At 34.2% G+C, this 22,964-nt stretch carries 18 protein-coding genes and 2 tRNA genes; 10 read left to right on the top strand and 10 right to left on the bottom strand.

The annotated features are described in order from the left end of the window. The first annotated feature begins 141 nt into the window (after nt 1-141). Complete coding sequence (locus tag P5P87_RS14850; protein ID WP_008466285.1) at nt 142-375, top strand: hypothetical protein; 234 nt, start codon at nt 142-144, stop codon at nt 373-375. Between the two features lie 75 nt (nt 376-450). Here the strand turns inward: P5P87_RS14850 and P5P87_RS14845 are convergent, their stop codons facing one another. From P5P87_RS14845 to P5P87_RS14830, 4 genes are all read right to left on the bottom strand, one after another. Next, nucleotides 451-1,602, bottom strand: a complete 1,152-nt coding sequence (locus P5P87_RS14845; RefSeq protein WP_278019775.1) for an HpaII family restriction endonuclease — start codon at nt 1,600-1,602, stop codon at nt 451-453. Continuing rightward, nucleotides 1,599-2,726: a DNA cytosine methyltransferase gene (locus P5P87_RS14840; RefSeq protein WP_278019774.1), complete on the bottom strand. Its 1,128-nt coding sequence runs from the start codon at nt 2,724-2,726 to the stop codon at nt 1,599-1,601. The genes P5P87_RS14845 and P5P87_RS14840 overlap by 4 nt, the downstream gene beginning before the upstream one ends. Next, nucleotides 2,686-2,865, bottom strand: a complete 180-nt coding sequence (locus P5P87_RS14835) for a hypothetical protein (RefSeq protein WP_278019773.1) — start codon at nt 2,863-2,865, stop codon at nt 2,686-2,688. The genes P5P87_RS14840 and P5P87_RS14835 overlap by 41 nt, the downstream gene beginning before the upstream one ends. Before the next feature lie 96 nt (nt 2,866-2,961). Continuing rightward, nucleotides 2,962-5,436: an AsmA family protein gene (locus tag P5P87_RS14830; protein WP_278019772.1), complete on the bottom strand. Its 2,475-nt coding sequence runs from the start codon at nt 5,434-5,436 to the stop codon at nt 2,962-2,964. Between the two features lie 231 nt (nt 5,437-5,667). Between P5P87_RS14830 and trxA the strand changes: the two genes are divergently transcribed. Beyond that, entirely contained in the window at nt 5,668-5,985 is a 318-nt protein-coding gene (gene trxA, locus P5P87_RS14825; protein WP_278019771.1) for a thioredoxin, read from the top strand. 177 nt (nt 5,986-6,162) lie between these two features. On the opposite strand, the gene P5P87_RS14820 is transcribed toward trxA, so the two are convergent. Together P5P87_RS14820 and P5P87_RS14815 are read right to left on the bottom strand one after the other, a co-directional pair. Further along, the gene (locus tag P5P87_RS14820; protein ID WP_278019770.1) at nt 6,163-8,241 is read right to left on the bottom strand and encodes a tetratricopeptide repeat-containing sensor histidine kinase; all 2,079 of its coding nucleotides are present in this window, start codon (nt 8,239-8,241) and stop codon (nt 6,163-6,165) included. Next, nucleotides 8,238-8,942 (bottom strand): LytR/AlgR family response regulator transcription factor, encoded by a 705-nt coding sequence (locus tag P5P87_RS14815; protein ID WP_233074016.1) that lies wholly within the window; start codon nt 8,940-8,942, stop codon nt 8,238-8,240. The genes P5P87_RS14820 and P5P87_RS14815 overlap by 4 nt, the downstream gene beginning before the upstream one ends. Nucleotides 8,943-9,172: 230 nt before the next feature. Between P5P87_RS14815 and P5P87_RS14810 the strand changes: the two genes are divergently transcribed. Continuing rightward, nucleotides 9,173-9,754, top strand: a complete 582-nt coding sequence (locus P5P87_RS14810; protein ID WP_198854784.1) for a hypothetical protein — start codon at nt 9,173-9,175, stop codon at nt 9,752-9,754. Nucleotides 9,755-9,788: 34 nt separating this feature from the next. Beyond that, a complete protein-coding gene (locus P5P87_RS14805) occupies nt 9,789-10,367 on the top strand; it encodes a hypothetical protein (RefSeq protein ID WP_278019769.1) in 579 nt (192 codons plus the stop codon). A gap of 83 nt (nt 10,368-10,450) precedes the next feature. Here P5P87_RS14805 and P5P87_RS14800 read toward each other — a convergent pair whose 3' ends face one another. The 4 genes from P5P87_RS14800 to P5P87_RS14785 form a co-directional block, all read right to left on the bottom strand. After that, nucleotides 10,451-11,674, bottom strand: a complete 1,224-nt coding sequence (locus P5P87_RS14800; RefSeq protein ID WP_278019768.1) for a hypothetical protein — start codon at nt 11,672-11,674, stop codon at nt 10,451-10,453. Between the two features lie 50 nt (nt 11,675-11,724). Continuing rightward, on the bottom strand, nt 11,725-13,791 hold the full coding sequence (locus P5P87_RS14795) for a TonB-dependent receptor (protein ID WP_278019767.1): 2,067 nt from the start codon (nt 13,789-13,791) through the stop codon (nt 11,725-11,727). Between the two features lie 152 nt (nt 13,792-13,943). Next, a complete protein-coding gene (locus tag P5P87_RS14790) occupies nt 13,944-14,414 on the bottom strand; it encodes a DUF4625 domain-containing protein (protein WP_278019766.1) in 471 nt (156 codons plus the stop codon). After that, complete coding sequence (locus P5P87_RS14785; RefSeq protein WP_278019765.1) at nt 14,411-14,809, bottom strand: DUF4625 domain-containing protein; 399 nt, start codon at nt 14,807-14,809, stop codon at nt 14,411-14,413. The genes P5P87_RS14790 and P5P87_RS14785 overlap by 4 nt, the downstream gene beginning before the upstream one ends. A 984-nt stretch (nt 14,810-15,793) precedes the next feature. Here P5P87_RS14785 and P5P87_RS14780 point away from each other — a divergent pair. From P5P87_RS14780 to P5P87_RS14755, 6 genes are all read left to right on the top strand, one after another. After that, nucleotides 15,794-18,361 carry a M1 family aminopeptidase gene (locus P5P87_RS14780; protein WP_278019764.1) on the top strand — a complete coding sequence of 856 codons (2,568 nt, stop codon included), beginning with the start codon at nt 15,794-15,796 and terminating at the stop codon, nt 18,359-18,361. Further along, nucleotides 18,358-19,284, top strand: a complete 927-nt coding sequence (locus P5P87_RS14775) for a DUF58 domain-containing protein (RefSeq protein WP_111367556.1) — start codon at nt 18,358-18,360, stop codon at nt 19,282-19,284. Before P5P87_RS14780 ends, P5P87_RS14775 begins: the two co-directional genes overlap by 4 nt. An 86-nt stretch (nt 19,285-19,370) precedes the next feature. After that, nucleotides 19,371-19,444 (top strand) — tRNA-Asp (locus P5P87_RS14770). A gap of 689 nt (nt 19,445-20,133) precedes the next feature. Then, a tRNA-Asp gene (locus tag P5P87_RS14765) sits at nt 20,134-20,207 on the top strand. 262 nt (nt 20,208-20,469) lie between these two features. Beyond that, on the top strand, nt 20,470-21,291 hold the full coding sequence (locus tag P5P87_RS14760; protein WP_278019763.1) for an AraC family transcriptional regulator: 822 nt from the start codon (nt 20,470-20,472) through the stop codon (nt 21,289-21,291). Between the two features lie 272 nt (nt 21,292-21,563). Further along, complete coding sequence (locus tag P5P87_RS14755; RefSeq protein ID WP_278019762.1) at nt 21,564-22,919, top strand: TolC family protein; 1,356 nt, start codon at nt 21,564-21,566, stop codon at nt 22,917-22,919. Nucleotides 22,920-22,964: the final 45 nt, after the last annotated feature.

The following is a 22,964-nucleotide window of genomic DNA, read 5'->3' as shown; positions in this document are numbered from 1 at the left end:
TCCTAAAACTTCAAATAATGAACACAAAAAAACTTTTTGCCCGTGCGGAATGCTGGCGGTATTGGAAACAACTGCAACGCGTATTTGAAGGCGTAGGACAGCTAACCCGTGCGGGTTTTATTTTCCCTAAACTTCAAAATTATGAGTACCAACACCCTTTCCAAAGAAACCGAATTGAGGTTAACCGAATTCTTTAACAATTCAATTGATTCCAAAAGTATGGCAAAAACCATTAGGCAAGTCAATTTCCTAATTGCGTTAAATGCAATACGAGAAGATGGATTTATGAAAACCGAAACCGTAAATATTGAAGATGGTTTCTTTTGGCTAAATGAATTAGCCGAAATTCTTGATCCTTATTTGGTGATTGAGTAAGAAATGAGAAAAAGCCACTTGGGAAAGTGGCTTTTTATATTTATAAAACATAAAGCTTTCAGCAATTAAATGTTCTTATTTAAATCTTATCTGTAAATTTATTTTAAAGTATAATTTATCAGTTTCTTCATATAACCAGCCGTAATAATACTTTTTCGTCCCTTTTCTGGTTCTAGGATAACCTGGTTTTTTTTCATCTTCTCCAGTTGATGGTTGCTCGAAAATAGTGTTTTTTATGAGGTATTCTCTAAATAGATTAAAATCATAAATGTGAAAACAAACAATATCTCCGTCTTTTTTAGGAATTATCACGCCACCAGTTGCATCATAAACGCCATGCCAAGGAGTTTCTGACGTCATTCCCATAGCGCATTCTGCTAAAAATCTTTTAAGCTTATATTCGTAAAGTTTTTGATTTGATTTTTCTCCGTCGTAAAAATTTAATGGATCATTCATTTCTAGCATATTTGCTACATTTGTCAATGAAGAATCTCTGTTGATCCATCTGTAAAATAAAGCATATGCTAGAATTTCAGGCAAATCACCATCGATCATTTTTAAATTTCTCCAAAGTTGCTTTGACTGGATTTCTTTAAATTTTATTTCTAGTCCTGAATCGATTATCTTTTTTAATCTCGCCGTAATTTTAGAAATCCGGCCTAATGGTTTATAGGTTTGACCGTTGAAATCGTCTAAAGATATCCCTAAATTATTTTCTATTTCAAAAATAAAATTGTTACCGACACCAGTATTAAATAAGGTTGAGTCTTCGCCAAGCAATGATTTTATGCTAAATCCTAAATCAGTTTCTTTAGCTAATCGATAATCATAAATTCTTAGCTTTATATCTGATTTGCTTGTAGATAAAGCAGTTAATTTATTTACTTCAATTTCATTTAAAAAATCATTTGAAGACTCGATTGAAAAACTTTTGCCTTTTCCTTGGATGATACCATTCAAAATGACGGGGCAATTATTAGTAAAATAATCTACAGTTAATTTCTTTAAGAAGGTTCTTTTATTGTTAGTTATTTGATAAAGATTGACTTCAGTATCTCTATCGAATTCTAACATAGAAGTAGACTCTTCTTTGTAAACTTTTGTGATTTCGTAATAATTATTTTCGTCTTTGTTTAAATTCAAGTCAGACTGAAATAATTTGCCGTCAGCAAGTAGTTTGGTCAAAACATATAATTCACTCCATTCTCCCTTATTTCCTTTGATCATAATTTATCTTTTATAAGATTAATTATTTTCTCAGCTGTTGCTTGAATTGCAGGAATAGCAACAGAATTTCCAAATTGTTTATATGCAGATGCATCTGCAACTGGAATCACAAAATGATCAGGAAATCCTTGTAATCTTGCCCATTCACGAGGAGTCATTTTTCTAATTCCTTCACGATTTACTTCTCCTTTAATATGTGTTGAAGGTGTATAATCTGTGATTCTATAATCTAAGACTAAATTTCTTTCTCTTCCCATTCCTCCAACTAAAATAGAATTTGATATTTCGTCATCTTTAATGATTTGATATCCAAATCCATTTCCTTTGTTAGCGTGTCTTTCTTTATGATTTTTTAAAGTTTGAAGATATTGAGATGATAAATAATATTTTGTAGGTACAACATCTTTCTCTTTTACATCTTTGAATGTAACTTTCTCATCTAAAGTTTCTGGATATTCAAATGAATTTATTCCTAAGTCACCTCTAAAACCAACAATATAAATACGCTCTCTGTTTTGAGGAACGCCAAATTCTTTAGCGTTCATAATTTCAGGATCAGGTACGTAATATCCCAAATCATTTCTTAGAACATTTAAAATTGTTTCTAAAGTTTTTCCTTTATCATGACTTTTCAATCCTTTTACGTTTTCTAAGAAAATTGCTTTTGGTTGTTTGTCTCTTATAATTTTGGCAACATCAAAAAATAATGTTCCTCGCGTATCTTCAAATCCGCCTCTTTTTCCTGCAATTGAAAAGGCTTGGCAAGGAAATCCTGCGCATAAAATATCAAAACCTTTTGGTATGTAGTTCTTTGTTCTTTCTTTTGTTATGTCTCCAAAAGGAGTTTCTCCAAAATTTGCTTTATAAGTTTTTTTTGCATTTTCATCCCATTCAGAAGTAAAAACACATTTACCACCTAAATTCTGCAATGCAATTCTAAAACCACCAATTCCTGCAAAAAGGTCGATAAATTTAAAAGTATAATTTTCGGGAGTAGGAAACGGAACATCTTCTACTTCAAAAAGCAATTGTTGTAATGCAGAATCAGAAACTATATTTAGTTTTTCTTCTTCATTTTTATATTCAACAATTTGTTTTATGTATTGAGCAGACTTCTTCTTCAAAATGATCTTTAACGCCATTGTGATAATTGTGCAGATAATGTGTAACAACGGCTTTTCTATTATCGTCTTCTTCTACAAAGCGATTTTTAAATTTTTTACCATCAAATTCGTCAATGTTGATCTTTTCTTCTCCCGTCATTTTGCGCTAAAATTAGTGGTGCAATTTATGAATAATAATCTAAAATTTGGAATTATGTTTTCCACAAACTGGATTTGATAAGTAGTAATTATTTCTTTACCCCTTATCCTTCTTCCCCCACTTAACCTTCATTTTTCCTTCATTATCATAAGCAATCAAATGCAGGACAATACCGCGTTCTCGAACGGCTTTTCGTTCTTCTTTGGTGGCGAGTTTGGCGTCGTTTTTAGAGTTTCTTAGCGGAATGGTGAGGGCGAGATTGGTGCCTCGGCCAAAAGAGTAAATTCCGACAACATCAAAGTTTAAGACGCTGGAACTTATGGTAAGTTTATTGACATCGACTTGTTCTCCGCGCAGATTAAGCGAACCAGACAAATCGCTGAAAGTAATATTCTCGACATCGCGAAACGGAAAAGCAAATTTTCCGACTTTCATAATCGGTTCAAAATTGAGTAATGCACCTTGATTGACATTAAAATCTAGTTTTCCTTTCATCGAATTGACAATCAGATCGCCTTTACTGCTCATCAAACCGGCAACATTGGCATTGTCGCTTAATCGCCCGCGAATGTTTTTTGGACTAAAAGATTTGATTCCGAAATTATTAAAAGACCTTAAAAAGCTCGCAATATCAACTCGGTTTACCTGCGCATTTGATGTGAAAACATATTGGTTGCCACTTGGCTGTACAGAACCGCTAAACGTTATGCTTCCGCCAGAAGTCTGCAATGTTCCGTTTTTAAGTAAAATCTTCGAATCTAGCATCTGGATTGTAGCCAGAGTATTGGTTGCCGTAAGTGATCCGTAAGTGATTTTATCGGCTTTGAGATTAATTACAGCGGCACATTTTTCTATTACAGATCGTAACTGATTCGTAAAATTGACATTCTTTTTGACTGGTTTTTTCTCTGCCACTTTTTGTTTTGGAGAATTTTCTAAAACGCCTATAAACTGTTTCACATCAATATTCGGACAATAAATATTCCAGTTTACCACCATTTTTTCGGGAGCGTCGTAATAAAGATTCAAGAAATTATCGATTTTTCCGTCAATGCGGATAATGTTCTTTTTGTGTTTATAGGCAATTTTTTTTATGTAAAGGGCTTCTTGTGTAAAAGACAATTGTACAGCCGTTTTTTCGGCATGAATCTTTTTCGGAATATAATCGAATGTAGCATCAGTAATATCAACATCGCCTGTAAATTTGGGTTTATTGATGTACAAATCGACAATATCAAACTGAAATTTCAAATTGGCTTTGGCATGACCGCTTTCAAAATGGAGCATTTTTTCGTTCATCATTCCGTTGAGTTTCGAAATATCAAAATCAGAATTTACAACTCCTGTGGCAATTGGTTTTTCGAGATTGTTAATTACGGCTTGCGCAATTTTTAACGGAATACTTTCATACTCAGCTTTAAAATTGGTTAAAATAATAGCCGAGTTCGGATCGCTGGATTCTTTTTCGGGTTTAAAAGTGTTAGTAAAAATTCCTTTGAAACTGCAATTGGTAAACAAACCGTCTGGAATACTCACTTCGTTATCACGAATGACTGCCTGCACCACAATTTTCGGATCCCCTTCAACATTCAAATCACCTTTTATGTCGCAGTTTACCTTAATCGGTTTTTTGATGTCGAATTGGTTAAGTTTCGAGCTTATGTTTGCCGATAATAAATTGGAAGCATTTCGCCATAAAATATCCGTCCCGATATTGATTCCGAAAAGCGAATTGTTTTTTCCGATATTAAAATAAGCGATAATGTCAAAAACGTCAGAACCAATTTTAAGTCCTTTGGTTTTAATATCTATTTTCTGATTGGCTTCGGCATACGAAATATCAAAATTGCCTTCGAGAACTTTTTCCTTAGCAAAACTTCCGTGAACGGTATTAAAGGCAAGACTATTAATTTTGGTTTTCAAATACAGATTGGTCTGCCAGTTGTCATCGCCATAATTTACTTTAGATTCTAAACTCGCCACATCAAAATCAAACAATTTATGACCTAGATGATTGTCAATAATAACATGAACATCGTTGAGGTTTACTTCGTCAATTGTCGTTTCGGGTTTTTCTTTACCGGTTTGTGTTTTCTTCTTTTTGGGTTTAAAAATATTGACGTTAGAATAACCGTTTTCGGCTTTATAAATATAGATATCAGCGTCGTTGATTAAGATTTTATGAATGTTGATTTCGTCGTCATGAAGCAAACTCAAAATGTTCAAACGCGCTTCGATTTCTTTTGCTCTCAGCAAAGTATGTTTGTGGCTCTGCCATTGATTGTCTTTTATTTCGACATCATTTAGCGCCAATGTAAAATTGGGGAAACCAGTTAGAAACTTATAATGAAAATCTCTAATATGAAATTTGCCATTTATATTTTCGTTGATTTTGGTATTGACTTTGGCAATAATTTCGGCTTTATTTCGATTGAAGTATATAGACAAACCTCCGTAGGCAAGCAAAAGAACGGCAATTAAACCCAAGATAAAATATCCAAAACGTTTGGCGTATTTTTTAAAAGAATCAGATTGCAGAAAGGATTTGGTTTTGGATAAAGCTTCTTTCATAGTAGCCGAATTTTGAATGTATTAAAGATACTATAAAAAATATTAACTTTTTATTGGTTTGATTTTCAAGTAAATAAGTTGTAATTTTAAAGTTATCTAGCTCATAATTAATGATAATACATTTATAACGAAAACTAATTTAGTAATGGTGTTTGATTTATTTTAAATTTTTAAATTTGTACTGTAGTTTGAAAGTTAATATTTCAGACCTAATTTTAATCTTAATATATTATGGCATTAGCAATAACAGATGCTACTTTTGATGAAGTAGTTTTAAAATCAGATAAACCAGTAATGGTAGATTTTTGGGCAGCATGGTGTGGTCCTTGTAGAATGGTTGGTCCAATCATTGACCAATTAAGCGAAGAGTACGCTGGTAAAGTAGTTGTTGGTAAAGTAGATGTAGATGCTAACCAAGAATTTGTCGCAAAATATGGTGTGCGTAACATACCAACCGTTTTGGTGTTTCAAAATGGTGAAGTAGTAGGAAAACAAGTAGGAGTAGCTCCGAAACAAGCTTACGCAGATAGTTTAGACGCTTTATTGTAATCTTAGATTGCAATTTATATAAAAGAGGTTTGGCGAAAGTCAAACCTTTTTTATTTTATTTTTTTTGCCACAGATTAAAATGATTAACACACATTATAATCCAATTAATCCTTTAATCTGTGGCAGAAAAAATTGAGTTAATTAAATTAGTGTCAATTTGTGAAATTAGTGGGAGATTTATTTAAAAATAATTGTAAAAGTTGTTCCAATATTTGGCTTTGAACAAACTTCGATTTTGCAGTTAATGGCTGTTGCTAAATCACGAATTAAATGCAATCCTAAACCCGATTTGATTCCGATTACTTCAGAGTCGTTATATAAAGCTTTAAATTTTTCTTGCGTTCCGCCTGGTCCATTATCTGTTATAGAAAGATATTTTTTTTGATTTTCCTGCCATGCTTTCCAAACAATTTTTGCATTTTGCGTTTTGTCTAAAGCCTTAATTGCATTTCCAGTAAGATTTCTAATAATTGTTTTTAGATAGTTTTCATCAGTTTTTAAAATGATGTTTTCGGGGTTTTCAAATATAATTTCGATGTTTTCTATGCTCGAAAAATGATTTTTGGTTTCTTCAAATAAAACAGCAATTTCTGTTTGTCTAAATTGAGGTTTAAAATTCTCCATTTGTCCCTTGCTCCAAAGTAGAATATCTTCCATAGAAGACAATAAATTTTCGGCGCCAATTGTAATTTTCTGTTGCATTCTAGATGCTGTTTCTTCATCAATCAATTCTGGATTTTCTTTTTGAAGATGCAGAAAATGAATCAGATTTGAAATCGGACTTCGCAAATCATGGTTTAAAATACTGAAGAATCTAGCTTTGATTTTATTAGCTTCATCCAATTCCTGATTTAAAACTTGAAGTTTAAGATTAGTTTTCTTTCTGCTCTGATTTTGCTTAAACAATAATAATCCGATAATGCAGACTAAAGCAATTCCTGAAATCAAGAAAATACGTTGTTGTTTGGCATCTTGAATCTGAATGTTTTTGATGGCATTTTCTGTCGAAAGATTTTTAATTTCCTGAATTTTGGTTTTGTTCTGATAACGTGCTTCTGCGTTTGCAATGCTTTGTTTGGCAGATTGCTCCATTACTTCATCGCTGTATTTGCTGTAAATTTCGTTGTAATGATAAGCTTCTTTCCATTGGCCAAGCGCAGCATAGCTCTGAGAGAGTTTTTTGTTTATGGTTACAAAAGATTCCTTATCATAAGTTAAAGCATTTACAGAAGCTTTTTTTAATGTTTCAATGGCTTTTTGATATTCTCCTTTTTCATATAAAACTCTTCCCATTGCGGTTTCGGCTTCCATCAAAATTTCATCATCTGCCGATTTTTTTCCAAGCGAAACGGCTTTTTGAGCATACGAGTACGCTTTACTAATCTGTCTTTCATTAATATAATATTCAGATAAACTCCTATTGGCGAAACTGAGATTTAAAAACAGAGAATCTTTTGCAGACGGATAAGTGTAAATCAGATTGTAATATTTCTTAATGCTGTCTCGATTTCTTAATGGAACAAAACATTGCAAGTAATAATTGCACAAAAAAGCACTCACATAAGGAGACGTTTTTACATTTGGCTTGCCATAATTTAGATATTCGAGTGCTTTGTTGTATTGTTTCATCTTGGCATAAGCCGATCCGATTTGGCAATACGAAATTCCAATATTCTCTATATTGGCAACATCTTTTGGGAGCTTTTTCTTGTAGTTTATAGCCGTTAATTGATAACCGATAAAAGTCTCATAATCGTAATAACTTAGATAATATTCGCCAAGACTTCCGTTAAGAGTTGCCTGTGTCTTTATGTTTTTTGTGGTATCGATGATTTTTTTGATGTAAAGAATAAGATTGTCTCTTTTTTTAATTTCGTTTAACGAATAATACATATAATTCAATCGCATGCAATTTGAAGCAATACTCTTGAGATGTTTTGCTTTTTGAGCATACGAGAGAGAAATTTCGTAATTGCTTGTGGCTTCTTTGTACTGATTATTGTTGAATTCGTATCCAAAACCTTTCAGAAAATAAAATTTAGAAAGGTAAGCGGGTTTATTTTGGGCAAGTAAAACTCCTTTTTCAGAAGCATTTATAAGTTTAAGGTATTCATCGGCATCCAAAAGTTCGTTGCAATATTTTAGCCAGATTTTTAATTTTTCGTCTGCCGATTTGTAACGCGCTAAATTAGGTTCTTGCTGTGCAAAAGCATTAAAAGTAATAAATGCGAATAGCAAGAACTTAAAATTTTTCATGCAATTAGATTTAAGTTCTCTTTGTAGCTTCTTCCAATCGGAATTACAGCATTATTATTCAAAATAATCTCAGTAGAATTGATTTTCTGAACATATTGTTTCTGCACGGCATAACTTCTATGAATCCGGACGAATGACTGAAAATGATCTTCTTTCAATAAATTTCCAATGCTCGAAAGCACGCAATGCCTTTTTTGTGCTGTAACGACCAAAGTGTAATCTTTTAAGGCTTCGAGATATAAAATTTCATGAAGCTTAACTTTAGTCTGCTCGTGGCCTTCTTTTATATAAATGGTATCGCCGCCAATACTGGCTTCAAAGAGAGAAGCTTTTAGTTTTATTTCCATAAATTCTTCAATTCGATTTATGGTTTGCGTAAAACGATCCAACTTCAAAGGTTTTACAATAAAATCCAAAGTTTCAATCTGAAAACTTTCTACCGCATGTTCTGGATGTGCTGTTATAAAAACACAGACAGGAATGTCTAAAGCTTGTTTTCTAAATTCAATTCCGTTTAAACCTGGCATATCGATGTCTAGAAACAAGATATCTACTTTTTCCTTTTCTAAAAAAGGCACAGCATCTTCAGCCGATTCAAAAACACCTGCAATATCCAAAACAGGAAATTTCTTGACATAAGAAACCGCTGTTAGTCTGTCAATTTCATCATCATCAATAATAATACAAGAGTATTTCTTCATCAATAACCAGTTTTTTTCAATAAAAAGGCAAAAAAACAGCTCCAAATAAGTTGTCTGTCTATTTAAAATGCTGTTCGTCTATTAAGGGTTTTTAAAGATAATCTAATCGGGCAACTTTGTCTTGTAATTCAATCAGAAAGTTAAAAAAAAGATCTTTTTGATTAATGCAAAAATAAAAGCTATTGAGTTAAAAAAGAACTATTTAATTAAAATTTTAAAACCAAAATGTTATGAAAACTTTTAAAACCATTTTTACAATTTTATTACTTCTAATAAGTATGATTTCTTGCAGCAGCGATGATGGAACTGATGGAGTTAACGGAACTAATGGAACAAACGGAGTTGATGGAGCGCCTGGAGCAACAGGAGCTCAAGGTCCGGCAGGAACAGCAAACGTAATTTACAGCGGATGGATTAATGCTCCGGCAGGAACTCCAGAAACTATCGATGGAACTTCAGGTTTATCTACTACGATTACTGCGCCGCAACTTACAACAGACATTATGGCTAAAGGAACCATATTGGTCTATTTAAGTTTTGGATCTGGAACTAATATTTTTACGCTTCCATATACTTCAACAGCTGGAGGATCAACAAATACTATTACTGCGATTGCAAGTGTTGGAACCATCAAATTGTTCCGATTTAAACATGCAAATGATGGAACAACTGTAGCGCTTCCTGCTTCTCTAAACTGGCGTTATATCTTGATTCCTGGAGGAGCTGCCGCTACAACATCAAAAATGGCGAAACAAGATTATTCTAAAATGAGTTACAAAGAAGTTTGCGCCGCTTTTAATATTCAGCCATAGTTTCAATACCAAACAACAAATCAAATTTAATATTATGAAAACTTTTAAAAGCATATTAATAGTCTTAGTTGCCGCTGTTTTTACCGTTTCGTGCAGTAGTGATAAAGAAGATAAACCAACATTTAAAACGGAAAATCCGTTAGACGCTTACTATACCGCAACTGGTTTCACGACGATAACAAATTTTATTAATTCTGGAGATTATGAATTCGGACTGGCATTTACCCCAACTGTAAAAGGAAAAATTAAAGCCATAACCTTAAAACTTCCCGCTACAAATCCTTCGGTGCGTGTAACGATCTGGGACTACACAGCAAAATCTGTATTACGTTCTGAGACTTTAAACGTTGCAACAGCAGATGTACAAGTTTCTAAAGAAATCAGCGAATTGGCTTTAGAAAAAGATAAAAAATACATGATAACCATGAATTCTAATGATTGGTACAAAAAGAACAAAGCTGATAATTCGAACGTGACTTATCCTATTATTGCAGGAAACATCACCTTTATCGAATACAGATGGATTTCTGGAACTGCACAAACTTTCCCGACAAATGTTTCGGCAAATTACAATGCAGGAGATTTAAGCTTTGATTTTCAACAAATTGAATAATTCTTTTTTTGGATAGCTTTGAATTAGTAAAGGAAAAGGTTTGACGATTGTCAAACCTTTTCCGTTTTTATTTGAATAATGAATTAGTGGCTGTGAGTTTCACTGTTTTCATAACCTAAAATCGTGATCATATAAGGCGTGCTAGAAACCTTAGTCTTTTTGATAGCCAATGTAGAAAGATTTACCTGTATCAATTCTCCAGTTGTTGGCGAAGTAATATAAGCAAAACGGTCTGTAACTGCCATTTGAGGTTTTAATGTCGCATCTGTAGCCGTTTCTGCAGTTGCTTTAGTTTCTTTTATGGCTTGTAAACTGCTGATATCATAAAGCTTAAGCTCTCCAGAGTGCAATAAAACAGCCAGTTTTTTACGATCGTAACTCGTTTTGCATTGCATAATCGTTGTGTTTTGAATGATTGGTTTTACAGTATTAGCTACAACATCAATTAAATAAGCGCCTTTTGCAACCGTATAACCAATGAATTTTCCAGCAGAAGCCGTTTCTAAAATACTTCCAAACCAAGCTGTTCCAAAATCTGCTGGATGGTCGATTAGTTTTTGGTTTCCGTTGCTTTCTACAACCAAAATTCCGCTTGACGAACCAAAAACAGCATAAACTCCATCTGAAGCATTTCCGTGAATTCCTTTTGTCGCAATTTTAGCATCAAAAAGTGTTTTCCCAGTATTGTCAATAATTTTTACTTTTTCAGGAAGCGTTCCTGTAACCGAATTATCTTTTACGGTAATTGCATAAGTTCCGTTTGTAAAAGTCGCCATTGCACCGTGATGCGCCAATAAACCTGCATTTATCGTTTTGAAAGTTGAACCAGCTTTGTTTACATCTGCTTCTTTACCAACAGAAAGTGTTCCGTCTCCGTCGTTAAAAGTTAGGATTTCTCCAATTTTACTTTTAAAATGTGTTGGTTTTAATGCGCTTGTCGCTAAAATTCCAAATTTAGGAACATCATCAACATCAATGTGATCGCCGTGCAATTCCAATCCGCTGTCGAAAGTTTCTACAAAATTATTGTCTCTGTGAACAATTCCTGCATAACGTCCAGATTCTGTTGTGTACAAAGAGGCTTTAGCAAATTTTGCCGTAAAAGAACTTGTTTTATCTTCATGCGGATCAAAAAGTGTTAACTCCGTAGTTTTTTCGTCAGAAAGTAAAACTCGAACAAATGTATGTTCTTCTGAAGCGTCATGATCATGATCATGATCGTCGTGGTTGTCATCATCGTTACTGCACGAAACCGCAAAAAGCGATAAAGCAAATAAAAATAGCAGTTTGTAAAACTTGTTTTTCATTGTAATAAAGGATTTAAAATTTGTAAATAATTGAGTTTTGAATGGTTTGCTTATCGCAAAAACGAAAACGGAATCTTCATAGAAACAATAATGTTTCGTCCCGCTTCTGGAAGTTCGATAAGTCGGTAAAAGCTGGTGTGATTTAAATATCTTGTATTAAATAAATTTTGGATCTGAATATTGAGGCTGATATCCTGTTTTCCTGTTTTAATTTTTGAGCCAAAAGCCACATTAAAAACATGACTTTCAGCCGTTTTTTTCTCTGGAGGAACAATATTGTTTTGCTGTGCCGTAAAACGATAATCAACAGAAAAATAAGGTTCTTTTAAAAATGAGATTTGTGGTTCGTAATTCAATCCGAACAAAACCGATGGAGGCGGAGAAAACGGAAGTGTATAGCCTTTTTTACTTCCTGATTTTTGTTCAGAATAAAGATATTCGGCACCAATTTCTGCACTTAAAGATTTCAGGAAATAATATCTTGTTTGAAATTCTGCACCGTAACGAAAGACTTTGCTTTGTTCATATTCAAAAACCTGATTTCCTGCGCCATAATAAATATCGTGCGCTGAGGTTGGATTCAGATAAATGAAATTTGGAAAATAGTTCACAAACGGAGTCAGTTGAAAAGAGAAGTTTTGCGCTTTCCATTCCATTCCTAAATCCAATTGATACGAACGTTCTGCATCCAAATTCGGATTTCCTTTTTCGAATCGGAAATAATGATAATTGACGCCGTTTGAAGCCAGTTCTTTGGCAATTGGCATTCTAAAACTCGAGCCCAAATTGGCTTTCAGCGAAAGCTTTCCAGGATTATAATTTGCGCCAATCGACCATGTAAAACTGTCAAAAGTTTTAGTTAGATCTTGTGAACGCTGTAAATATTCCAATTCCGTTTGATTGTTTTCAGAAACTGGGCTTTGGAACCAATCGTAATACGATTTCATTTTAATTTTTCCGTAATCGTAACGAACAGCACCGTTTAATAACCATTTTTCGTCCAGTTCAATTTTATCGTAAGCAAATAAACCAGCATTAAATTGTGTGAACGCAGGAATTAAAAAGCTCCATCCGCCAATTTCATTTTGCTGAAAAACTACATTCGAACCAACTGTAATTTGATGGTTATCAATTCTAAATTCATCTTTAACAGAAAATGACCAGACATCCTTATCATATTGACGTTCCAAATCTTGCGGAGCGTACTTATCTTCAGGATAAATTGGAGGCATATAGCCGTGATTGACATAATGGCTATATTCTCTTCTAAAATTATTTTGAAAACCAATCTGCGTTTCAAAAGCATGATTTCCCAACTGAAAAGAGGTAGTATTGCTAACTTTCAGATGATTGACTTGCTGATAAGGCATCAAAATATCACGGCTCGATTTGTCGTGTAATTCCAGATCTACATTTCGAGGTTCGAGTCCATGCGCATTCGCGAAAAAGCCGCTTTTAGTATGCACATTACTGAAATAGAAAACCGATTTAAAACGTTCTCCCGAATAACCCGAACTCAAATGAAAATCGAGTTCTTTCCCAGCCGTATTTCGCAAATGATTTTTGTACAGCGGAACAGCATAACTGTACACATGAACCACATCGGTTGGAACGCGATAATCGCCATAATCCATTGTGGTTACTCGAGAATCGAAGAACCAATTTTCGTTCCTTCCAAATAAATTAATAGAACTTCCAAATTGCGCATTGTTGCTTTTTCCGGTAAGATCAACGCTTCCGCCAAAAGTGTTTTGCGACGGAAGAGGCAAAGGTTTAATGTTTATCGCGCCGCCCACAGCATCAGATCCGTAGATAAATGAAGAAGGGCCTTTTATAATTTCTACCCGATTTACAGCATATTGATCGATTTCCAAACCGTGATCTGCGCCCCATTGCTGACCTTCGTGTTTCAAACCATTCTCCACCACAATCACCTGATTGAAACTCAAACCACGAATAAGCGGTTTAGAACCTCCAGAACCAATAGAAATAGTTTTAACGCCGGGTAATTTCTGCAAAGACTGCATCAAACTTCCGCCAAGATTACGCTGAATAAAACTATTGTTTACCGTTTCAACATTCAACGATTCTTCTTTTTTGCTTTTTTGAGCAAGCATTATTGCTGATTAAAACTTCGTCAAGTTCCTTGATTTCTGGTTTCTTTTCTGAAGGCTTATTCTGAGAAACGGCTTCCGTCGTAATTAATAAACCGAGGAGTAAAAAACAAAATCTCCAATACATGGATAGGGCATTCTTCATTAATCTGATCTTATAAAATTTTAATACTTAAACCTTTTAGCGTCTGCCAGCCTTCTTTATCCGTCAAACGGATCATAAAATGATAATCTCCGGGATCAACATCTGCAGGAATGGTGATTTGTGCTGTTGCTTCGTAAGTTTTCACACCATTTGGAATAGTATAATTGTTGATGAAAAGCATTGGTTTTACAGGACTTTTTACAGCTTCCATTTCACATGTTGTTACTTCTGTACTATGTGTATGATGATCGAAATTGTGATGAATATCAAGACTGTAAGAACCCAGAGCGACATTGTCATTAAAAGTGGCTTTGAAAGTGAAGGTTTTTCCGCGTTCGATTGTACTGCATTGAATCGGAAAAGCATTTGCTCCAGTGATATCAATTACGGGATATTCGCTGTCGATTTCTGCTTTGTCACTGGAGCAGGATGAAATAAAAGTAAGAGCCAAAATGCCCATTAAAAGCTTTAATTTTTTCATATTTTTTGATTTATAATGGTTAAGTTTTTCTTCACTTCTAGCTTGCTTCCGTTTTGATCGTTTACGATAATGATGAAGTCGTATTTGCCTTCTGCAGCATCTTCTGGAATATCAAAATGCTTATGCACATTGGCGTTTTTTGCACCTGCATATTGTGTCCAAGTAATTTCGTGTGACCAGACTTTTAAGTATGTTTCGGTGCTTTTCTGTAGAATTTTCACTTGTACATTTTCGATTTTATCAGCAGCAGTTACTTCTGCATTAAAATGGAAATCTGCGCCAATAGTTGCGGTTTCGCTGTTGCTAAGACCAAGCTCGATTTTGTCAATAGTTGGAATTGCCTGTTTTTCTTCTGAATCGTCATTGCTGCAGACTTGTAAAAGCCATTGCCGCAAAGAGCGAAACCAGAATAAGTTTTGTTGTTTTCATTTTTTCTAATTTGATTTTGATCATTTTATAAAGGATATTTGGATTACAAAAGGATATAGTGATTTCAATATTCAAGTCCCAGCGGGACAGAATACTGGTAGAAAACTCGACATTTGGCTAAGTCCCAGCGGGACGAAATATTTATAGAAAAGAATTTATGAGCTATACAAAAGCCTTAGAGAGGCGACATATATCTTTTCTCTAGTAAAACAGCATAGCAATAACTAGAAACCTGAATAAGGATTTAGTACTGAATGCGTTAATCGATAAAAATTTGGAAGTTTTTTGCGTAGAAAAAGCTATATCAATATCAATATCAATATCAATATGGTTTATTAAATGCTTAAAATAAATGAAATAGCTTTTGAATGTTTTTAGATTTTGAAATCATAAAAACAATTAGATAGCCGAATTGCAAAACAATCGGAAACACAAAAAAAAACTAAAGTGAAAAAGGCGGGGCTCGAAGGGAAAATAGTGAGCCCTTAAAAAATGCAAAATGAGGTTTGCTGTAAATATTAAGGTGTTTTACAACAGGATTATTCTTGAAAAACTGAAAAGCATTGAATTCAAATGTGCCAACTGCGCTGAATTTGAAATCGCAAATCGAGCATTTATGAAACGAATGAAGTTTGGCTTTGAATTGTGGTTTTTCGGAAACAGAAAACTCTATTTTCTCTTTGCAATTATGAGTGTCTACAATATGTTCATACGAATGGACAGCCGGAAAAAGTATTGCAAACAATACAATCAAAGGCATCAAGAGATTTATAAATTTAAGTTTCTTTTTCATTCGTGAAGATTAACTTCTAGATGAGGTTTTTTATGCTGTTTAATGCAATAGTGTTGCAAATATAGAAATCTTATTCTTAAATGCAATGTTGTTGCAGTAATTGTTTGCGAAAAATCAATGCTTTTGTTAATTTTAGCAAATCTTATATTCCTTAAAAATGAAAATTTTCTACAGCCTTCTTTGTTTTTTTATCTTGATTTTCAATGGTTTTTCTCAATCAAAAGCAAGTGAATTATTTGAAAACGGTGTTTCTGAACAGCTAGCAAATTTTCGTAAAAAACAGATTTCGGATCTTCAATACACTTTGTTTTTCGAAATTCCGAATCAGAAAACAGAAAATATAAATTCTCAATTAGTGGTAAATTTAAATTTGTCTGATTTAAGTCAGCCTTTGATTTTAGATTTTAAAGAGAAAACATCCAATATAAAAACGGTTGAAGCAAACGGAAAAAAGGTCTCGATTGTTCATGAAAATGGACATATTGTAATTCCGGTTTCCGCTTTGGTTTCAGGAAAAAATACCATTTCGATTTCATTTATTGCAGGTAATCTGTCATTAAATAGAAATGACGATTTCCTGTACACTTTATTAGTTCCAGACCGCGCCAGTACTTTATTTCCTTGTTTTGATCAGCCAGATTTAAAAGCGACATATAAACTGAGACTTTCTGTGCCAAAAGATTGGTCGGTTTTGGCTGGAGCCAATGTTGTGGAGAAATTGGAAAAAGGTGATTTTACGTCTTACACTTTTGGAGAATCGGACAAAATGAGCACCTATTTATTCTCTTTTGTTGTGGGAAAATTCAAAAGCGCGACACGAAAGCCAGGTTTAGAAATGACGATGTTGTATCGTGAAAATAGTCCGGAGAAATTTCGCATAAGCGCTGATACTATTTTCAATTTACATCGGCAATCGTTAGACTTTTTAGAAAAATATACCAATTATAAATTTCCGTTTCAGAAACTGGATTTCGCTTCAATTCCTGTTTTTCAATATGGCGGAATGGAACATGTTGGCGCAATTCAATACCGAGAATCTACTTTGTTTTTGGACAACAGCGCAACTGACAGCGAAAAACTAAATCGCGCAAAATTGATTGCACACGAAACCTCCCACATGTGGTTTGGTGATTTGGTTACGATGAAATGGTTTGATGACGTTTGGATGAAAGAGGTTTTTGCCAACTTTATGGCCGATAAAATCATGAATCCGATTTTTCCAAAAGTCAATCATAATCTGCAGTTTTTTACGGCGCATTATCCCAGCGCTTTTGCGGAAGATCGATCTTTAGGAACACATCCGATCAAACAGCATTTGGCGAATTTGAAAGATGCAGGTTCGCTTTACGGTGCGATTATTTACAACAAAACGCCCATTATGATGCGTCAGTTAGAAGCTTCGATGGGTAAGGAAGCGTTTCAGAAAGGAATTCAAAAATACATTTTAAAATATGCCAATGACAATGCTGATTGGAATAATTTAGTAGAGCTTCTTGATGCTGAAACTTCGCTTGATATGAAAAAATGGAGCGATGTCTGGGTAAATAAATCGGGAAGAGCCATTTTTATGGATCAAATAGAATATGATGCTAAAAACCGAATCAAAAGTTTTGAAATTCAGCAAAAAGCAGAAGATAAATCAGAGAATATATGGCCTCAGGTTTTTCAGATAGGTTTAGTTTATGCTAAAGAGGTAAAAGTTTTATCAATCAATATTAATGACAAAAATACTGTTGTAAAAGAAGCTATAGGAATTGAAAAACCGCTTGCGATTGTTTACAATTATAATGGTTTTGGATACGGTGTTTTTCCGCTTGACGGGAATAATTTAAATTATATTGCTGATTTGAAAGATGAAATGGCTAGAGCTTCCAGTTATAGTAATCTTTATGAAAATACTTTGATTGGTAATGTTTCGACAGAAAAAGCTTTTGATTGTTTTTTAAAGGGAATTCAAACAGAACAAAACGAATTGGTTTTGAGAATTGTTTCGGGAAGTTTAAATACGATTTATTGGAGATTATTGACGGGAAAAGAACAAAGTAAAGTTCAGAAGCCGCTTGAAGGTGTTTTATATGAGCGTTTACAGGCCAATTTATCTGCGAATATCAAAAAGACTTTATTCGGATTGTTTAGTTCGATTGCTTATTCTGATTCGGCGAAAGCCAGTTTATATAAGGTTTGGAACAGGGAAATTTCTATTCCGAATTTGAAATTAAACGAAGACGATTACACCAATATGGCGATGAATCTGGCTATTTTCAAACATCCAAAAGCAGATGAAATCTTGGAAAAAACCAGAACTTCGTTTACAAATCCTGATAAACAAAAGCGTTTTGAATTTTTATTACCTTCATTATCAAAAGATGAATCGGTTCGAAATGCTTTTATGGAATCTTTAAAAGACGATGCAAACCGAGAGAAAGAATCTTGGGTTTCGTTTGGTTTGGCAAATATTCATCATCCGCTTCGTCAGGAAAGTGCGCAGAAATATATTAGATTTTCATTAGATTTGGTTGACGAAATTCAGCGAACGGGAGATATTTTCTTTCCAAAAGACTGGCTGGATAATACGGTTGGGAAATATTCGTCGAAATTTGCTTTTGATGAAGTGCAAAGATTCTTAAAAGAAAACCCTAATTTTAGTCCGATCTTGAAACGCAAATTGTTTCAGGCGACAGATTTGCTTTATAAAGCACAAAATATTAAAAAAGAAACCGAATGAAAATCGAATCGGAAATAGAAAAAGTCTCCAGTTTTCAGCATCTCGAAATGCTGGCCAATCAGGTTGTGGAAGGTTTTATATCGGGAATGCATAAGAGTCCGTTTCATGGATTTTCGGCCGAATTTGCCGAACATAAAGTCTATAACGCTGGAGAAAGCACCAAACATATCGACTGGAAATTGTTTGCCAAAACCGATCGTTTGTACACGAAACGTTTTGAGGAAGAAACCAATTTGCGTTGTCATTTGATTGTAGACAATTCGTCATCGATGCATTATCCTGAACTGAAATCGAATCAGCCTTTTTATGAAAAGAAGATTGGTTTTGCGGTTTTGGCTTCGGCGGTTTTGATGAATATTTTAAAGAAACAGCGTGATGCAGTTGGTTTAAGCGTTTTCTCAGATAAATACGAATATTACGCTCCCGAGAAAGGAAGTGATCGCCATCATAGAATGCTTTTGAATAAACTGGAAGAATTATTGGTTCAGCCAAAAGTCAAAAAAACGACTGATACGATTACCTATTTGCATCAGATTGCTGAGAAAATGCATCGCCGTTCGATGATTATTTTGTTTACCGATATGTTTCAGACGGAAGATGATGAAAAGCTTTTTAATGCATTACAGCATCTTAAACACAACAAACACAAAGTAGTTTTGTTTCATGTAGTTGATAATGAAACCGAACTGAAGTTTGATTTTGATAACACGCCAAGAAAGTTTATCGACTTAGAATCGGGAGAAGAGGTTTCGATTTTTGCTGATAATGTAAAAGAGCAATATGAAAAGAGGGTAGAAGCTTATTTTAAAAACTTGGCTTTAACCTGCGCAAAGAACCAAATTAAGTACGTTCCGGTAAATGTTGGTGATAATTTTGAAAAAATATTGACTACATATTTGGTTGAAAAACAAAACTTTGGATAATACTTTAAAAAATAATTTCATTTTTTTTACAAAAACACTTGCAGAAACGAAATTCTGTTATATCTTTGCAACCGCAATAACGCAGAGGTTTGGTAGTTCAGTTGGTTAGAATACATGCCTGTCACGCATGGGGTCGCGGGTTCGAGTCCCGTCCAGACCGCAATATTGGGAAGCCTTTCTTAACAGAAAGGCTTTTTTGCCCAAATACGGTATCTAAGATTAGTTGTGTTGTTTTGCTACGACTTTGTAACTCGTAGCTGGTTTAGTAGTTAGACCAATGAAAAGCTTTCCACTTTTGTGGATGGCTTTTTTGATTTAAAACACTTTTGGTTTTTTGTTTTTACCGCAAAGAGCGCAAAGGTTTACGCAAAGAACACAAAGATATTTTCTAAAGAATGCAAAGTTCGCAAAGCTTAATTAATTTTAAGCTTTGCGATTTTTTTTTCTCAATTCTGATTTTAATGTAACAGTTTGTCATTTCGAGGAACGAGGCTCGAGCGATAGCGAATAGGCAAAGCAAATCTTCACAAGTAACTCTGCAAAGATTTTCCATTTATATATTAAAACATAGCCCGTGTTTTCAACCACGGGAATACAATCTATATAAATACGTTTCTCGTGGTTGAAACCATAAGCTATATGAATGAAAAACTTGCGGAATTTGAGTTCCCGATAGCTATCGGGATAGCGTTCTTAGCGGTTAAGTAAAAGAAAGTTCCTACTTTTTTATTAAAACTTGGATTTTTAAAATATTGGATTTTAATCGATTAAAAATTTCTTGAAATTTTATTTAAAAAAACGCTTGCAGAAACGAAATTCTGTTGTATTTTTGCACTCGCAATAACGCAGGGTTTGGTAGTTCAGTTGGTTAGAATACATGCCTGTCACGCATGGGGTCGCGGGTTCGAGTCCCGTCCAGACCGCCTAAGTTGTTAAAAGCCTTTCTTAACGGAAAGGCTTTTTTGTTTTTGTTATTTAACCGCAAAGTTTTGTATTACTCACTCTGATTTGTCATTTCGACGAAGGAGAAATCTTCACAAGAAGCTCCACAAAGATTGGATTATAGCGACGGAGCTACTTACGGAGATTTCTCCTTCGTCGAAATGACAAACGTTGTGGAATTGAAATTTGGAATTTAATTTCCTTATCTTTAATATAACGAAAAAACCGCTGTATTAAACACCAATGGAACATTCTGGTCAGAAACTCGATAAATACTACATCAGGAAAGTAGATGCTGATAAAAAAAGCATATACTGTCACCATGATTTGATGGGTGAATTATTTATTCCGCCACACAGACATGTTAAAGCGCAATTGCTTTATGCAGAAGGTGATGTTGTTTTTGTGACTACAGAAACCAAAACGTATTTTTTGCCAGCAAGGCATTTTATCTGGATTCCGAGTGGAGTGGAGCATAGCATCGAGCCGAAATCGGAAAGTGTGACAATGCGAAATCTGTATTTTCCTGTTGAAAAAGACGAAGATGACTTTTATAAAGTAGAAGGAATTTATCCGGTTAATAATTTATTGCCGCAAATGATGCTTTTTACCAATCGATGGAACGGTGATCTTAAAAAAGGAACTCCAAACTTTGCCATTGCCAAAGCGATAAAAGCGATTCTTCCGCAAATATGCACTAATAATCTTCCTTTAGAATTACCACAGCCAAAAGACAAACGACTTAGTAAAATCCTTCGTTATATTGAAAATAACCTGGGAGAAACGATTCTCTTTGCCGATGTAGCTCACGAATTCGGTTTCAGCGAACGCTCTCTGTATCGCTTGTTTCAAAAAGACCTAGGCATGTCGTTTATTCAATATTATACGATTCGAAGAATTTTAAAGGCAATCGAACTTTTGTTGGAAAGAAAACTTTCGGTAAAAGAGGTAGCCGAAGAAGTTGGTTACAATAGCGTTCCGACTTTCAGTAATACTTTCTTCAAAATTTTAGGCCAAAGACCTTCCGATTACTTAAACGGAGAAGAGATTTTAGAAAGCAAATGATTTATTTTTTCTCTCGCAGATTTGGCAGATCAAGCAGATAATTAATGAATTAAAGTAAAAATCTGCAGAATCTGCAGAATCTGCGAGAGCAATCAAAAAATAATCACAATCAAAATCTATTTTGTAATAAATTGTTTTTCAGTGTTTTAATATAACGTTTTCGGAAAACACGATTTTAACATTTGTCTGAAATGAATATGTTCTTGGCTTTTTAGAATTATCAGTCACCAGAAAAATGAAGGAACTTTGCGACATCAAATATTTAATTATTCATGTTCCTTAAAACAACAAATTCTACAGACGATTGTTTTCCCAGAATCCTGCTGTTATTCTTAATTGTATTAGCATTCAATGGCTTACAAGCGCAGGAAGTTCATACTGTTTCATTGCAAGATGCTTTGAAGCTAGCTAAAGAAAACAACAAAAAAATCCTTAGATCTCAATTGGAGGTCACGCTCTCAGAGCAGAACATCAAAGAAAGAAAAGAACTCCGACTGCCAGACGTACAGTTAAACGGTATGTATTCTCGAATTACGAATATTACCGAATTCAAAGGAAGCGGGTTTTTAAAAGACAAAGAAGTTACACCGGCAATTCCTGAAATTTATGAGGTCAATTCGACTTTTAAAATGCCAATTTATGCTGGAAATAAGATTAATAATGCCATCAAAATTGCGAATCAGGAAAGCGAAATAGCTAAAATAAAAACCGAAAAGGCCGAAAATGATATCGAGCTTGAAGTGGTGGCAAACTATCTGGCAATTTATAAAATGATGGAACTTCAGAAAATATTCGAAGAAAACATCAAAGAAGAAAAAAGCCGATTGAAAGAAGTGCAATCGCTTCATAAACATGGAACGGTTACGAAAAACGAAGTTATTCGTGCCGAATTACAGCTTTCAGATCGCGAATTGAATGCGTTAACTAACTCCAAAAACATTAAAATCGCACTTCACGATCTGAAAACGCTGATACAGATTCCAGAAAACGAAGAAATTGCGATTGATACAACGTCAAGTTTGGACGAAATGAACGGTTTAGATCCCTATGATTTTTATATGAATAAAGCTTTGCAAAACGAAGAAATGCGTATTGCAAGTCAGGAGCTGAATATCAGTAAAACCGAACTGAAAATGGTAAAAGGAAACTATTTGCCAAGCGTTCATTTCTTTGGGAATTACGGTTTTTATTATCCAAACTATAAATTTTTTCCGCCTAATCCGTATCTCTATACTTTAGGACAAGTTGGTATTGAAGCCACTTTTGATCTTTCGTCTTTATATAAAAATAAAACCAAAATGGAGCAGGCGAACACCAAAATCAAATGGCAGGAAATGCAGAATGAAATCGTAAAAGAGGAAATTCAAGATAAGCTTTATAAAGAACATACGCAGTATCAGGAAATTCTTGAAAAGTTTGTTGTTGTGGACAAAGCACTGGATTTGGCTGATGAAAATTACCGTATTGTAAAGCTGAAATACTTAAATCAGCTGGTTTTAATTACCGAAATGGTCGACGCTGATAATGCTTTGCTTCAGGCGAAATACAACAAAATTTCTACGCGATTGGATGCGGTTTTAAAACATTACGAACTGCTTCATACGGCTGGAATGCTTCCGCAGAGCTAGATGGTGAGAGATTAGGCTAAAGCCTTAGAAAAAAGATTAAAGAAG

Origin of the sequence: Flavobacterium ginsengisoli (assembly GCF_029625315.1) — a bacterium.
GTDB classification, from domain to species: domain Bacteria; phylum Bacteroidota; class Bacteroidia; order Flavobacteriales; family Flavobacteriaceae; genus Flavobacterium; species Flavobacterium ginsengisoli.
Note: the sequence above shows the minus strand (reverse complement) of the source record. Positions and strands in the feature narration are given on the sequence as shown.